Raw genomic sequence first — 14,094 nt, forward strand, 5'->3', positions numbered from 1 at the left:
ATATTCCGGACGAAGTTTCCTCACGCCGTGGGCTGGCCGTACGCCAGCGAAAGGGTGAAGACCGACCCGCTGTTCAGCGTGGAGACGACGCTGATGTCGCCGTCCATGGCCCGGGCCAGCCGACGGGCGATGAACAGGCCGAGCCCCGTGCCGCTGGTGGCCATCGTCATGGGGTCCTCGACCCGGTGGAACTTGTCGAAGATCTTCTCCAGCTGATCCGCCGGAATGCCACGCCCGTGGTCACGGACGTCGACGTGCACGCGCGAGTCCTCGAGCCGCATGCTCACCTCGACCCGGGTGTCCTCGCCGGAGTACTTGAGGCCGTTGCCGATGAGGTTCGCGAGCACCTGCAGCGTCCGGCCGTCGTCGCAATGGACCAGCACCGGCTCCGCGGGGATCTCCACGTCGATCCGGGTGGAGCCGAGATCGCGGGCCGCCTGGTTGACCAGAGCGCAGAGGTCGTGCGTCGCCGCGGACACGTGCAGCGAGACGTCGTCGGGGTTGTCGCCGAACCGCGAGGCGAGCAGCAGGTCCTCCACGAGCCGGGACAGGTGGCCGGCGCGGTCGCCGATCAGGTTGAGCGCGTCCAGCCGCTTCTGCGGGGTCATGCGTTCGCCGCGGCTGCGCAGGAGATCGACATAGCCGATGATCGGGGTCAGCGGCGTCCGCAGCTCGTGCGAGACCATGGCGATGAAGTCGGACTTCAGCCGTTCGGTGCGGTACTCCCGGGTCAGGTCGCTGACGACCACCACGTCGCGTCCCACGGTCCCGGCGGTGAAGATGGCCGAGTGGGCGAACCGGAGGCGTCGCTGTTCGCCGTCGCGCCGGCTGACGGTCAGTTCGACCACCGCCCTGGGCTGCTCCTCCGACGCGGGCATCAACAACGGCCGTTCCTCCTCGGCGGGCACGTCCAGCACCTCGGCGAGCGGCCGGCCGGCCGCCTCGGCGGCGTCGACGCCGGTGATGTCCGCCAGGGCCCGGCTCCACATCCGGATCAGGCCGTCCCCTTCGATCACCATGATGCCCTCGGTGGACTGCTCCACGACGGCCTGCAGTTTGCTGGTCTCGTCGACCAGCCGGGCGAAGTGCTCGGCGCCGACCATGGCCACGGCGAGCGCGCTGGCGAGCGACGCGAGCAGGGTGACGTCCCCGGTGGTCATCCACCCCCGGTCGCGGCCGCTGATCGCGAAGGCCGCGGTGCCGAGCCGGCGCCCGCCTCCCTGCACCGGAACGACGATCATCCGGCGCAGTCCGGGCGGCAGCTCCTCGACGAGCTGCACCGGCGCGTCGACCTGGCCGAGAGCGGCGAGATATCGCGGCACCGGCCCGTGCCGCACCGTCGCCGGCTCCTTGGCTTCCACGGACAGCGCCACGTCGTTCTCGAGCCACACCACGCCCAGGTCGGCGCCGAAGGCCTCACGGACCAGGAGGAGGAACTGGCGTACGACGTCCTCGCGCTCGGCCAGCGCGTGGGAGAGCTGGAGCAGGGAGGTGGACCGGGCTCGCTCTTCGGCTTCGCGCGCCGCCGCACGGTAAGCGTAGGTCACGGCGAGAGCGGGCATCGCCATGAACGGCAGGAGCAGCGGGGCGTGCAGGGCGATCTCCGCGGTCAGCAACCCGGTCGCCATCGTCCCGACGGCCATGTAACCCGAGAGCCGGGCCTCCGAGCGTACGATCCGCCACGGTGACAGCCCGTTGATGACGCCGAGGATCTGGGCCAGGCAGCAGAGGTTCACCCCGGTGAAAGCGAGCGTCCCGGTGATCACGCCGAGGAGCACCCCCGGGGTCATCAGGCCCGGTGAGCCGCCGACCAGGTGCACGATGAAGATCAGCACCGCCGCGGCGGCGGTGTAGGTGCCGACGTTGAAGACGGCCTTCGTCACGGGACGACGCTGCAACGCGCTGGCCAGCACGAGCCCCGCGGCGGCCGCGACGAGCGCGTCCCGGGGCGGCAGCAGCAGCACGTCGATGACGAGCGCCGCCTCGTAGAGGGTCAGTTCCTCGACGGCCTCGCCGTGCCGCAACCGGACCACGGTCAGTTCGGCGAGGCAGCTCAGGACCGTCAGGCCGGGCAGCAGCCAGGCCGTCGGCACGCCCAGTCCCCGCAACACGCTGCCGTCCCCGGGAGGCGCGACCACGACGGCGGCGGCGAGCCCCATCCCCAGCAGCGTGACCGCCACGACCCGGCGCAGGATCGGGTCGTCCAGCTGATCCCGCACAGCGCCGGCCACCCGGGAGAATCCCGGGCGGCCGGCGCGTGGCGGGGCTGAGGTCACGACTGAGGCATCCACGCCCAGGACTGGGCGCTCCATCGTTGCGCGGCCCAGGCTCGGGCGGCCCAGTCGTCGGCGGCCCAGGCTCGAGCCGCCCACTCCTCGCCGGCCCAGGCCCGCGCGGCCCAGTCGTCGGAGGCCCAGGCCCGCGCGGCCCACGCTCGGGCGGCCCAGGCTCGAGCCGCCCACTCCTCACCGGCCCAGGCGCGCGCCGCCCAGGCCCGTGCCGCCCAGGCGCGTGCGGCCGGGTCGAGCTGCGCCCAGGCGCGCGCCGCCCAGTCCCGCGAGGCCGGGCTCAGCTTGTTCCACGCCTGGTCGGCGGCCTTCTTGTCGCCGTCAGCCACCGCCTTGCCAAAGGCCGCCCAACGCTTGGCGTCGCGACCCACCGTGGCGGTGTCCTCGTCGTACTGCCGCTGAGCCTTGCTCGCGTGCCAGTTGGCGGCGGCGGCCAGCACCGCGGGGGCGTCCAGTCCGCCCGCGCCGCCGCCGCTCTGCCGGCTCAGCCCGGTGCTGTCGTACGCCGTGTTGACAAGCAGGTTCTTGATCGTGTCCGGGCGCAGCTTCGGCTGCACGGCCAGCGCGTCGGCGATGACGCCGGAGGTCACCGCGGCGGCCATCGAGGTGCCCGATCCGCGGAAGTAGCCGTTGCCGACGCGGGCCTGCGGGTTGCCCTCGTCGACGATGCTGCCCGGCGAGCGCAGGCTCACCACGTGGCCACCGGCGGCGACCAGGTCCGGCTTGGCGTCGCCCTGCCAGGTGGGTCCGCGGCCGGACCAGATGCCGACCACGTCGTCGCCGCGGTCGCTCGTGCCGGAGGCGTCCAGGCCGCCCGTGGTGAGCAGCAGCGGGTCGTTACCCGGCGACGTCACGGACCCCTGGCCGGGGCCGTCGTTGCCGGACGGCACGACCACCATGACGCCCTGGTGCCACAGCGACTCCAGCGCCTGGGTCAGCGGGTCGATCTGGTACGGCAGCGGGCTCTGCGAGGACAGCGACAGGTTGACCACCTGCACGTCCTTACGGTGGTCGCTGATCCACTGCAGGCCGCGCAGCACCGTGGTGAGGTCGGTACGCCCGTCGGCGTCCGCCACCTTGACGTCGATCAGCTTCGCGCCGGGGGCGACACCCCGGTGGGCGCCGTCCGAGGCGGCGCCCGTGGCGGCGATCAGGCCGGCCATGAACGTGCCGTGGCCGTAGCCGTCGCCGTCGCCCGTACCCGTGAGGTCGACGCGGTCGGCGAGCTGGCCGGCGAGGTCGGGCACGTCGGCGATGCCGGTGTCCACCACGGCGACCGTCACGCCGCGTCCCTCGTTGCCGGTCGCGGGCAGCCCGACCATCTCGCGGATGGTCTCCGCCTTGCCCGTGTCGGTCGGTGTCGACGCGCCGGCGACGGTGATCTCGCGCTGGGGGGCCACCAGCCAGGCCGGGTCGAGGTGGCTGCCCTCGGGCAGCTGGGCCGCGACGCCGCGGACCACGGGCAGCAGGGTGACCACCCGGCCGCCGGCCGCGCGGACCGCGCGGGCGGCGCCGTCGGCGTCCGTTCCGGTGACGATGACGTCACGCCACGCTGCCGCAGAGGAGTGCGCGCTGGCGGGGGCCGGGAGGCCGGTGACCGCGAGGGCGGTGGCAACCGCGGCGGCAAGACGCCGGCGGTAGGCAGGGGTGGCTTTCGCAGACCCCACGGGGGGAGTGTTTTTCACTGGCTGCGACCTTTCATGCACTCAGAGTAGTCGAGCGACTTGTCAGGAAGCCGCCGGCGGAGGAAGTCCGGCTTGCCTCGTGCCCCGCAATATCGGTTGCTCCTCGGCGATCCTTAGCGAGATGCCGCCTTGCCTTTACTTACCGTGCGCTCGACCTCACCCGCCGTAAGAGTCGCTGTTGCTGGAGAGCACGCCCTCGATCAGGTCCAGCACGGCGTCCGCGGTGAACGGTTTCGCCAGGTAGTAGTCCACACCTCCGGCCCACGCCCGGGCGTTGGTGCCCGGTTCAGCGGCCGCGGTCAGCATGAGCACCGGCACCGGATCGCCCGGCTGCTCCCTGATGGCGCTGAGCACCTCGAAGCCGTCCATGCCCGGCATCATGACGTCCAGCACCACGAAGTCCGGGGGAGCCTCCTGCACCGCACGGACCCCGTCGGGGCCGTTCACGGCCGTGGCGACCTCGTGCCCGTCCATCTCCAGCACATCGGTCAGCAGCTGGCGGATCGACGGGTCGTCGTCGACTACGAGGATGCGTGCCACGAGCTCCTCCTTCTCGCCACCGGGCAGGCTTGGGTCACGGCTGGACCCGGCTGTTCCACGAGTCGGCCCTGCGCGATGCTTCGTCGGCCGCCTCGAACCAGTCCACCGCCTGCACCTGCAGCTGCGGATGCGCCAGCAGCTGCTTCAGCTCCTGCTCGTGCGTGCCGTCGTCCGGTCCGGCCGCCCGCGTCCCCTGGATGAGCAGATGAGCGGCCCGTACGGCGGCCGCCACCCCGAGCCCCGACGGCTCCGGTGTCTGGGGCGTGTCCCGCCGGGCGACCGCGGTGATGATCGGCGTCGGCAGGCCCCACAGGTGCAGCAGCTCCACCCCGACATCGCGGAAGGGGACGCCGTCGCGGGTCTGGGCATGGAGATCGACATGAGATCCGGCCTCGTCGGCCACCCCGGCCAGGCAGACCAGCCGCCCGACGTCCTGCAACAGGGCGGCGGCCTGGGCCTGTGGGCGGTTGGCCGGCGACGCCACCAGGTCCATCAGGCAGGCCGTCGCGACCGCGTGGCGCCACGCCGCCCGCAGGTGCTCCTCGATCGTCGGACTCCAGGTCGACTCCGGCCGCAGCGCGTGCCCGGCGCCGGCCACGGCCTGGACCATGGGTACGCCCATCGCGTTGACGATCGACTCGACGGAGGCGTTGCGCGGCTGCGCGCCGAAGAACCTCGAGTTGGACAGCTGGAGAAGCTTCGCGGTCAGCCCGACGTCGTGCATCGCGGTCCGCACCGCGTCCGCGAGGTTGGCCTCGGGCGCGAGCAGAGCCACGATCCGGTCGGTGTGCTCGGGCAGCGTCGGAATGGCGCGGACGCCGCCGGCGATCTGCCGAGCCTCGTGCGGGTGGTCACGCGACGTAAGGACGAGCAGTTGTTCGATGACGGCTGTCAGGGTCTCGGCGTCGGAGGGCTTGGTGAGGAACCGGTGGCCGGCGACGGCGACCTGGACCGTCGCCTCCGGCTCGATGTGGCCGGACAGCACGACCCGCGCGACCTCCGGGTGGCGCCGGCTGACATTGGTGAGCAGCTCGGCACCGTCCATTCCCGGCATCCGCATGTCGGACACGATCACGTCGTAGCGGGACTGCCCGAGCAGTTCGAGGGCCTCGGCCCCCTCCGACACGAAATCCATGTCCCAGTCGCCGCGTTTGCCGCGCAGCGAGCGGCGCAGGCCGTCGAGGATGCGCGGTTCGTCGTCGACGAACAGGGCATGCGGTTTGCTCATGCGGAAGCGTCCTGTTCGCCGGCCACGGGAAGGCGCAGGATGAACTCGGTGCCCTCGCCCACCGTCGACCGGACCTCGATCGATCCGCTGTGCTGCTCGAGCACCGCCCGGGCCAGGGCGAGGCCCTGGCCGGTGCCCTTGCCGACCTCCTTGGTGGTGAAGAACGGCTCGAAGATCGACTGCTGGATGTCCTCGGGAATGCCCGGCCCGTCGTCCGCGAAGCTGATCACCACGGTGTCGCCGTCGACCTGGGAACCGATCCGGATCGTGCCCCGGTCGTCCTTGTCCTTCAGTGCGTCGGCGGCGTTCACGAGCAGGTTGAGGAAGACCTGGTTGAGGTCGCCGCGGTGGCACAGGACGTCGGGGATGTCGCCGAGGTTCAGCACGACGTCGGCGACGTACTTCACCTCGTTGCGGGCGACGGTCAGGGTGGTCTCGATCGCCTCGTTGAGGTCGGCGTACGACTTCTCGGTGGAGTCCTTGTAGCTGAACGACTTCATCGCCCGCACCAGGGACGCCACCCGCTCGACGCCCTCCAGGCTCTGGCTGACGGCCGCGGGGATCTCGGCGGCGAGATACTCGATGTCCGCCTTGTCCTCGGCCTCCTGCGCCCGCCGGGTGCGCTCGCTCCACTCCACCTCGCCGAGCGCGGGTTCCATGCAGGCCCGGTAGACGAGCAGCAGGTCCAGCATGTCGCGGTAGGCGTCGGCGAGAAACCGGGTGTTGTCCCCGACGAACTGGATGGGAGTGTTGATCTCGTGCGCCAGGCCGGCGGAGAGCCGCCCCAGCGACTCCAGTTTCTGGTCATGACGGGTCTCGACCTCGGCGAGGCGCACCTCCGTCATGTCCCGGAAGGTGAACACCGCCCCGGCCCTCCCGGCGCCCTTCGGCGCGACCGAGCAGGCGACCTCGAACGTCGTGCCGTCGCGGCGGGTGAAGGTCTCGTCGACCGTCTGCGCCGACAGGCCGGCGCTGCCCATCCGCAGAAACGCGCACTCGGTCCCCGGATCCGCCGAGTCGAGGCGGGGAGACGCGTGCACCACGGCATGGGCGGGGAGGCCGAGGAGCTCCTGCTCCTTCCAGCCGAGCATCTCCCGCGCGGCCCGGTTCATCGACGTGATCCTCCCTTCACCGTCGACGGTGAAGAGGCCCTCGGCCATGTCCTCCATGATCACCGAGCGGAAGGCGAGGGCCTGCTCACGCTCGTTGACGAGGGTTTCCAGCATCGTGCGTATCGCGTCGCCGTCGCTGATGTCCGTCGCCGTCGCGATCCACAGCCCGGCGGGGCCGTCGCCGCCTACGGGCGTGAACCGCACGGAGTGCCGCCGAAAGGTGCCATCGGCGCCGCGGAGCCCGCACGTGATCTCGTAGGGTTCCGCGCGGTCAGCGTCGGCCGCCTCCCGTCGCACCGCCTCGACGTCGTCGGCGTGCAGGAACGAGAACCACGAGGAACCCTCGCCGCGCGCCCGCGCGTGCGGGTTGGCGTCCCGGATCTCTCCCGACGGGGACAGCACCCAGATGCTGTGCGGGACGGCGGCGGCGAGCGCGCGCGCATCGATGCCGGGCGTCGGGGGATCGCCCCACCCCGGAGCGTCGTCGCGGCCCGGGGCCGCCTGAGGCGCTCGATGTCCAGACACGGTATGCCTTCCTCAGCGACCAGCGCGGGATGAGCCTCCCTTGCTGACCCATCGGCCGTTCGGGGCCGTAACTGAGCTTCTGGGCAGTTCTGGGCCGTGACCAGGGCAGACATCAGGCGGCGGCGACGGTGAACGTGGGTAGGCCGGTGGGTGGTTCGAGGCCGGTGACGTGTCCGGCGCGGTCGCGGACGCTGACGTCGTAGAAGGTCCAGGTGCACGGGCGGCGGTTTCCGCCCTTTCGCGCCCCACGGCAACCACAGCGCACCGCAACCGCAGCTCTACCGGCTCCCGACCCCGACCGCCGGGGCCGACCGCCGGCCACGCAGCAGATAGCCGGTGAGCAGTCCTCCGCTCAGCACGGCGACCGCCCCCACCAGTTCGCCCGTCTCCAGGGCCGACCGCATGGCCTCGACGGTCCGGGCGCGCTGGGCCTCGTCGCCGGCCGCCGCCATCGCCGCCGGGAAGGATGCCGCGACCCCGGGCAGCAACGCGCCGAAGCGCGCGTCCAGCACGGCACCCAGCGCGGCGATGCCGAGACTGGTTCCCACTTCGGACATGGTGCCGTCGATGCCGGCCCCCGCGCCGGCCGCCTCGCCGGGGATGGCGCTCATCACCGCGTCGATGATGGCCGGGTTGGCCACGGCGCAGCCGCAGCCCATGAGCAGCAGGCCGGCGAGGATCGCCGGGTAGCCGTCCGTGGCGAGGTGCGCGACGACCGCGAGGCCCACGGCGAGCGACGTCATCCCGGCGGCGATCGCGGTGGCCGCGCCGAGCCGCCTGATCAGCGCGGCCGAGAGGCCGGTGAAGTTCAGCGCGACGATGCTCAGCGCGAACGGCGCCATCCGCAGCCCGGTTTCCAGCGGTGTGTAACCGACGACGAACTGGAGCTGCTGGGTCAGCAGGAACAGCGCCCCGCCGCACCCGAAGGTGATCAGGACGACCCCGGCGACGGCGCTGCTGAACCGGCGGTTGCGAAACAGCCGCAGGTCGAGCATCGGATGCGCGGTGCGCGTCTCCCACCACAGGAATCCGCCCAGGAGGAGCAGCCCGGCCAGCGCGGCGGCGGACGACCCGGCGATGATCGCGTACACGACGGAGGTCATGCCGGCGGTGGCGAGAGCCGCGCCGGGCAGGTCCGGGCGGCCGGCGGCAGGGTTGCGCGATTCCGGGACGAGGGCGACCGTGAGGGCCGCCGCCAGGGCCACGACCGGGAGGTTGAGCAGGAAGATGGCGCCCCACGTGAAGTGCGCGAGGATGAGGCCGCCGACCGGCGGGCCGGCGGCGTAGCCGAGCGCGCTCACCGCCGCCCAGATGCCGATCGCCGTCGGACGCATCTCCTCGTCGAAGATCTGCAACGCCACCGCGAGGGTGCCGGTGACCAGCATCGCGCCGCCGATACCCAGGCCGGCGCGGGCGGCGATGAGCTGGCCGGTGGACTGCGCCAGCCCGGCCGCCAGCGAGGCGGCGCCGAAGAGCACCAGCCCGAGCAGCAGCATCCGCTTGCGTCCGAAGCGGTCCGCCGCCGCGCCGACGGTGAGCAGCAGGCCGCACTGCACCAGCGCGTACGCGTTGATGATCCACTGAATGTCCGCGGTGTCCGCGCCGAGCGAGGTGCTCAGCGCGGGGACCGCCACCGTGAGGACGGTGTTGTCGAGGACGACGACGAGCTGGGCGAGGCAGAGCACCGCCAGAACCGTCCAGCGTCGGCTCGTCATCGGGCGATCGGATTGGGCAGCGTTCCCACGAGTTGCAGGGCCGCGGCCGGGTCGGCGAGGTCGACCATCTGTACGTTGTTGCGCAGCTGGAGCCGGTTGAGGCAGGACAGCGCGAACTCGGGCGCGAACATGTCGTAGCGCGCGAACTTCTCCGCGAACTGCGGCATCGAGCGTTGGTAGTCGTCCACGGTCTCCGCGACCGTCCGCCAGAAGGCCGACTCGTCGATCGCGCCGGCCCGGTCGAGGATCGCGCTGAGAAAGCGGAAGAAGCAATCGAAGACGTCGGTGAAAATGCTGAGCAGTTTCATGTCCTCCGGGATCTCCGCCCTGATCCGTGCCACCTCGCTGGGCAGGTCCGCGTCCGGGTCCATGATCACGATCTCCTCGGCGATGTCCTTGAAGATCACCCGCTGCACGGCTCCGCCGTCGAGGACCAGGATGACGTTCTCGCCGTGCGGCATGAAGGCCAGGTCGTAGGCGTAGAAGCTGTGCAGCAGCGGCACGAGATAGGCGTCCAGATAGCGGCGCAGCCACACCCGGGGCTCGAGGCAGCTCTGGTCGATCAGGGCGGCCGCCAGCGACCGACCGTCGCGGTCGACGTGCAGGAGCGAGGCCATGGTGGCGAGTCGGTGGCCGGGCTCCAGCGCCGGGACCGGGCTCTCGCGCCACAGCGCGGCAAGCATTTTCCGGTACGGCGAATAGCGATCGGTAGCGGCCTCGTACTGTCGATTGTGGTAGCCGACGGCGGCCCGCTCGCGCAGAATCGTCAGCCGGCTCGCCTTCAGGACGACATCGCCGTCGACGAGCTCGGCGAGCCACTGGTTGATGGCCGGAGTGGCTTTCATGTACGCCGCCGACAGCCCGCGCATGAATCCCATGTTGAGCACCGAGATCGCGGTCTTGACGTAGTGCCGGTGCGGCGCGCTGACGTTGAAGAACGTGCGGATGGACTGCTGGGCCAGGTACTCGTCCGGGCCTTCGCCGAGGTGGACGAGCCGACGCGTGGCGATCTCGGCGGCGAAGGTGATCGACAGCTTGTTCTCCCACTGCCACGGGTGCACCGGGATCAGGTGGTAGTCGTCGAGCGACGGCAACATCGCCCGGAACGCGGCGAGGGCCGTCTCGCCCAGTTCCTCGCGGATGTGCCGGTCGTAGTCGGTGTCCGTGGTGCAGGTGAAAGTGGAGCAGCTGCGGTGCGCGGCGAGCCAGACGAGCCGGACCGGGTGGGCGGCCTCGGGGGCGTACCGATGGAAGTCGCTGATGCCGAATCCGAGCCGGCCGCTGTTGGCGACGAAGCAGGGATGGCCCTCGGTCATCTGAGTCTCGATCTCCTGGAAGCCGGCGGTCGCCAGCTCCCGCGCGTCGCGGGAGGCCGTGGTGAGCTTGTAGCAGACGCTGGCGAGCGAGCTGCTGAGTTCCTCCAGATAGACCGGCAGGACCTCGTCGGACAGGCCGAGTGTGCGGCGCAGTTCCGTGCAGAAGTCGAGGACGTCGAGGGGCAGTTCGGAGCCGTCGCGCAGCCGACGGATGCTGTCGGCGTCGACGTCCCAGTGGTCGAGGGTCATCAGCCGGGCGGTGAACCGGTATTCGGTCGCGCCGTCGTCGCCGCGTACCGTATATCCGGTCCCGGTGTCTTCCGGGGTGAGCAGGCGTTCGTGGCTGAATTCGGCCAGGGCCTTGCGGATCAGCAGGCGGTTGGCCCGCGCCCAGGTCGTCGGGGTGAGGTGCTCGATCATGCCGGGGCTCCGATGGCGGTGGTGAACTGACGGCGGGTGCACACGCTGAGCAGCGCGGTCTTCTCGGGTTTGTCGATCGGCCCGAGGACTTGGAAGCCGACCGCCCGGTTGAGCCGGTGCACGGCGGTGTTGCCGATGTCGGGCTCGACGACGACGCGCGTGGTGGCGGGGTCCTCGAACAGCCACGCCATGACGGCGGTGATCACCCCGAGGGTGAAGCCGTGCACGGGGCGGTCGGTCGGCGCGCAGAGGAAGTGCATGCCCACATCGCCGTCCTCGGCGTCGAAGAGCCCCGCGAGTTCGACGTGGCGCGGGTCGTAACGCTCCACGAGGAATGCCGGCTCGCCGTCGTGCAGGCCGAGGAACGCGTCGTGGTGCGGGTGGGCGGCGATCCGCCGGTACTCGTCGCGGACCTGCTCGACACCGGCGTCGAGCATCATCCAGTACCGGGCCTTCGGATGGGTGAGCCAGCGGTGCAGCAGCGCGGCGTCCGCGTCGGGGTCGAGGTCGCGGATGGTGAGGTTCACGCCACGCCGCCGAACGTCTGGAACGCGATCGACTTCTCGATGGGGTAGTGCTCGCGGCCGAGCAATTCGCGGATGATCCACGAGTTGCGGTACGGGCCCATACCCAGATCCGGCGACGTGACGCTGTGCGCGTGCGTGGCGGCGTTCTGCAGGAAGATCTCGCGTCCGGCGTGGTCGATCGTGTAGTTGCGGGCCACGTCGAAGCGGCCGTGGCCGTCCCAGCGGATGCGGTCGCGGATCGGCTCGAGGAACTCCGGCACCTGGTAGTGGTAGCCGGTGGCCAGGATCAGCCCCTCGGTGGTCAGCGAGAAATCGCGGTCCTGCTCGTCGTGGTGCAGGCCCAGCGTGTAGGTGCCGCTGGCCTCGTCGTACTCCGCCGTGGTGAGTGCGGTGTTCGTCAGGAGCCGGGAGTCGACCGCGCCCTTGAGGCCCTTGGCGTAGAGCAGGTCGTAGATGTCGTTGATGAGGTCCGCGTTGATGCCCTTGAACAGGCCCTTCTGCGCGGACTCCAGGCGGTAACGGGTCGGCTCGTCCAGGGCGTGGAAGTAGTCCACATAGTCCGGCGAGGTCATCTCCAGCGTGAGCTTGGTGTACTCGAGCGGGAAGAACCGCGGCGAGCGGGTGATCCAGTTCAGCTGGTACCCGTACTCGTCGATGTCACCGAGCAGGTCGTGGTAGATCTCGGCGGCGCTCTGCCCGCTGCCGACGACAGTGATGCTGCGCTTGGCGCGCAGCGCGTCCCGGTGCTGCAGGTAGGCGGAGTTGTGGATCAGGTCACCGCCGAGTCCGGCGCAGGGCGGCGGCACGTGCGGGGGAGTGCCGGTGCCCAGAACGAGGTGGCGCGCCGCGTACCGGTTGTCGCCGGTGTGCACGGTGTAGACGCCGTCGGCGTACGTCACGGAGGTGACTTGCTGTCCGAACCGTACGCTGTGGAGCTTGCCCGCGGCCCACCGGCAGTAGTCGTCGTATTCGGTGCGCAGCGGGAAGAAGCTCTCCCGGATGTAGAACGGGTACATCCGGCCGTTCTCCTTGAGGTAGCTCAGGAACGAGAACGGCGACGTCGGATCGGCCAGGGTCACCAGGTCGGCGAGGAACGGCGTCTGCAGCCGGGCCGAGCCGAGCAGCATGCCCGGGTGCCACGCGAGGTCGGTGCGGGCCTCGAGGAACAGGCCGTCGAGGTCGTCGATCGGCTCGGTGAGACAGGCCAGGCCCAGGTTGTACGGCCCGAGCCCGATCGCGATGAAGTCATGGGTCGTGGGGGTGGTCATGCGAACTCCAGGGTCCTCTCCCGCAGGTAGCCACAGGCGTGGCCGGCGACGAGTTCGACCACCTGCGCGATGTCGTCGAGGGTCGTCTCGGGGTTGAGCAGGGTGAACTTGAGATAGTGCGCACCGTCGACGGTGGTGCTCGCGACGACGGCGTCGCCCGAGGCGGCGAGGGCCTCGCGGGCGTACAGGTTGGCGGCGTCGGCGTGGATCCGGGCGTCGCCGGTCGGCAGATAGCGGAAGACGACCGTGCTGAGCGCGGACTTGGTCACGACCTCGAAGCGGGGGTCCTCGGCGAGCATCTCCCAGGCGTCGGCCGCGCGGTCGACCACCTCGTCGAAGAGCTCGCCGAGCGCGTCGGCGCCCATGATCCGCAGCGTCATCCACAGCTTGAGGGCGTCGAAGCGGCGCGTCGTCTGGATGCTCTTGTCGACCTGGTTCGGGATGCGTTGTTCGACCATCCGCAGCGGGTTGAGGTAATCGGCGTAGTAGGTCACGTGCCGCAGCACCGACGAGTCGCGGACGAGCAGCGCGCTCGAACTGACCGGTTGGAAGAACGACTTGTGGAAGTCGACGGTCACCGAGTCGGCACGCTCGATGCCGGCGAGCAGGTGCCGCCGGGTCCGGGAGGTGAGCAGGCCGCACCCGTACGCGGCGTCGACGTGCAGCCAGACTCCCGAGCGCTCGCACAGCTCGGCGATCTCGGTCAGCGGGTCGATGGAGCCGAAGTCGGTCGTGCCGGCGGTCGCGACGACGGCCATCACCGTCTCACCGCGCGCGCGGCACCCGGCGAGCTCCCGGGCCAGCGCGGAGGGCATCATCCGCCGGCTGCGGTCGGTGTCGACCGTGATGACCGCGTCGGCGTCCAGCCCCAGTTGCCGGGCCGCCTTCTGCACGCTGAAGTGCCCGGCCCGGCTCGCCAGGACGCGCAGCCTGCCCGGCCCCGCCTGGTCGCGGGCCATCAGCAGCGCCTGGTAGTTCGACTGGGTGCCGCCGCTGGTGAAGACACCGTCGGCGGTCGGACCGAGCCCGACGCGGTCCGCGGTCCACTCCACGAGGCGCCGTTCGATCAGGGTGGCGCCCGCGCTCTGGTCCCAGGTGTCCAGGGAGGAGTTGACCGCGCTCAGCACGGCTTCGCCGACGAGCGCCGGAATCACCACCGGGCAGTTGAGGTGCGCCAGGTAGCGCGGGTGATGGAAGTAGACGGCGTCGCGCAGATAGACGTCGTGCAGTTCGTCCAGTGCCGCCTCGGTGTCGCCGAGGGGACGGTCCAGGTCCACGGCGTCGACCTCGAGGCTCAGCTCCGCGGGGGTGATGCCGGTGAAGGGCCGGTGCACCGCGGCGATCCGCCGGGCCACCCGGTCGGTTCCGGCGGCCACCGCCTGCCGGTAGCGCTCCGCGGTGGCCGCGTGGAACAGGTGTTGACGGCTGGCGGTCACGACAGCGCCTCCCCATGATCGACTTCTAATTAGG

The 14,094-nt window shown here is 70.9% G+C and carries 10 protein-coding genes; all 10 read right to left on the reverse strand.

The window, feature by feature from the left end; all coding sequences use genetic code 11:
• Window positions 1-20: 20 nt before the first annotated feature.
• The 10 genes from AB0M36_RS05390 to AB0M36_RS05435 all read right to left on the reverse strand — a co-directional run bounded on the left by AB0M36_RS05390 (window position 21) and on the right by AB0M36_RS05435 (window position 14,090).
• Window positions 21-2,276 carry an ATP-binding protein gene (locus AB0M36_RS05390; RefSeq protein WP_364152806.1) on the reverse strand — a complete coding sequence of 752 codons (2,256 nt, stop codon included), beginning with the start codon at window positions 2,274-2,276 and terminating at the stop codon, window positions 21-23.
• Window positions 2,273-3,955, reverse strand: coding sequence for a S8 family serine peptidase (locus AB0M36_RS05395; RefSeq protein ID WP_364152809.1), 1,683 nt, complete (start codon window positions 3,953-3,955; stop codon window positions 2,273-2,275). Before AB0M36_RS05395 ends, AB0M36_RS05390 begins: the two co-directional genes overlap by 4 nt.
• A gap of 174 nt (window positions 3,956-4,129) precedes the next feature.
• Window positions 4,130-4,513, reverse strand: coding sequence for a response regulator (locus tag AB0M36_RS05400; protein ID WP_364152812.1), 384 nt, complete (start codon window positions 4,511-4,513; stop codon window positions 4,130-4,132).
• Window positions 4,514-4,547: 34 nt separating this feature from the next.
• Complete coding sequence (locus AB0M36_RS05405; RefSeq protein WP_364152815.1) at window positions 4,548-5,741, reverse strand: response regulator; 1,194 nt, start codon at window positions 5,739-5,741, stop codon at window positions 4,548-4,550.
• Window positions 5,738-7,378 carry an ATP-binding protein gene (locus tag AB0M36_RS05410; protein WP_364152818.1) on the reverse strand — a complete coding sequence of 547 codons (1,641 nt, stop codon included), beginning with the start codon at window positions 7,376-7,378 and terminating at the stop codon, window positions 5,738-5,740. Before AB0M36_RS05410 ends, AB0M36_RS05405 begins: the two co-directional genes overlap by 4 nt.
• 278 nt (window positions 7,379-7,656) lie before the next feature.
• Complete coding sequence (locus tag AB0M36_RS05415; protein WP_364152821.1) at window positions 7,657-9,093, reverse strand: MFS transporter; 1,437 nt, start codon at window positions 9,091-9,093, stop codon at window positions 7,657-7,659.
• Window positions 9,090-10,829 carry an IucA/IucC family siderophore biosynthesis protein gene (locus AB0M36_RS05420; protein WP_364152824.1) on the reverse strand — a complete coding sequence of 580 codons (1,740 nt, stop codon included), beginning with the start codon at window positions 10,827-10,829 and terminating at the stop codon, window positions 9,090-9,092. The genes AB0M36_RS05415 and AB0M36_RS05420 overlap by 4 nt, the downstream gene beginning before the upstream one ends.
• A complete protein-coding gene (locus AB0M36_RS05425) occupies window positions 10,826-11,356 on the reverse strand; it encodes a GNAT family N-acetyltransferase (RefSeq protein ID WP_364152827.1) in 531 nt (176 codons plus the stop codon). Before AB0M36_RS05425 ends, AB0M36_RS05420 begins: the two co-directional genes overlap by 4 nt.
• On the reverse strand, window positions 11,353-12,624 hold the full coding sequence (locus AB0M36_RS05430) for a SidA/IucD/PvdA family monooxygenase (RefSeq protein ID WP_364152829.1): 1,272 nt from the start codon (window positions 12,622-12,624) through the stop codon (window positions 11,353-11,355). The genes AB0M36_RS05425 and AB0M36_RS05430 overlap by 4 nt, the downstream gene beginning before the upstream one ends.
• Entirely contained in the window at window positions 12,621-14,090 is a 1,470-nt protein-coding gene (locus tag AB0M36_RS05435) for an aspartate aminotransferase family protein (protein WP_364154260.1), read from the reverse strand. The genes AB0M36_RS05430 and AB0M36_RS05435 overlap by 4 nt, the downstream gene beginning before the upstream one ends.
• Window positions 14,091-14,094 lie beyond the last annotated feature (4 nt).

The organism is Actinoplanes sp. NPDC051346, assembly GCF_040682215.1.
In the GTDB taxonomy this organism is placed as follows: domain Bacteria; phylum Actinomycetota; class Actinomycetes; order Mycobacteriales; family Micromonosporaceae; genus Actinoplanes.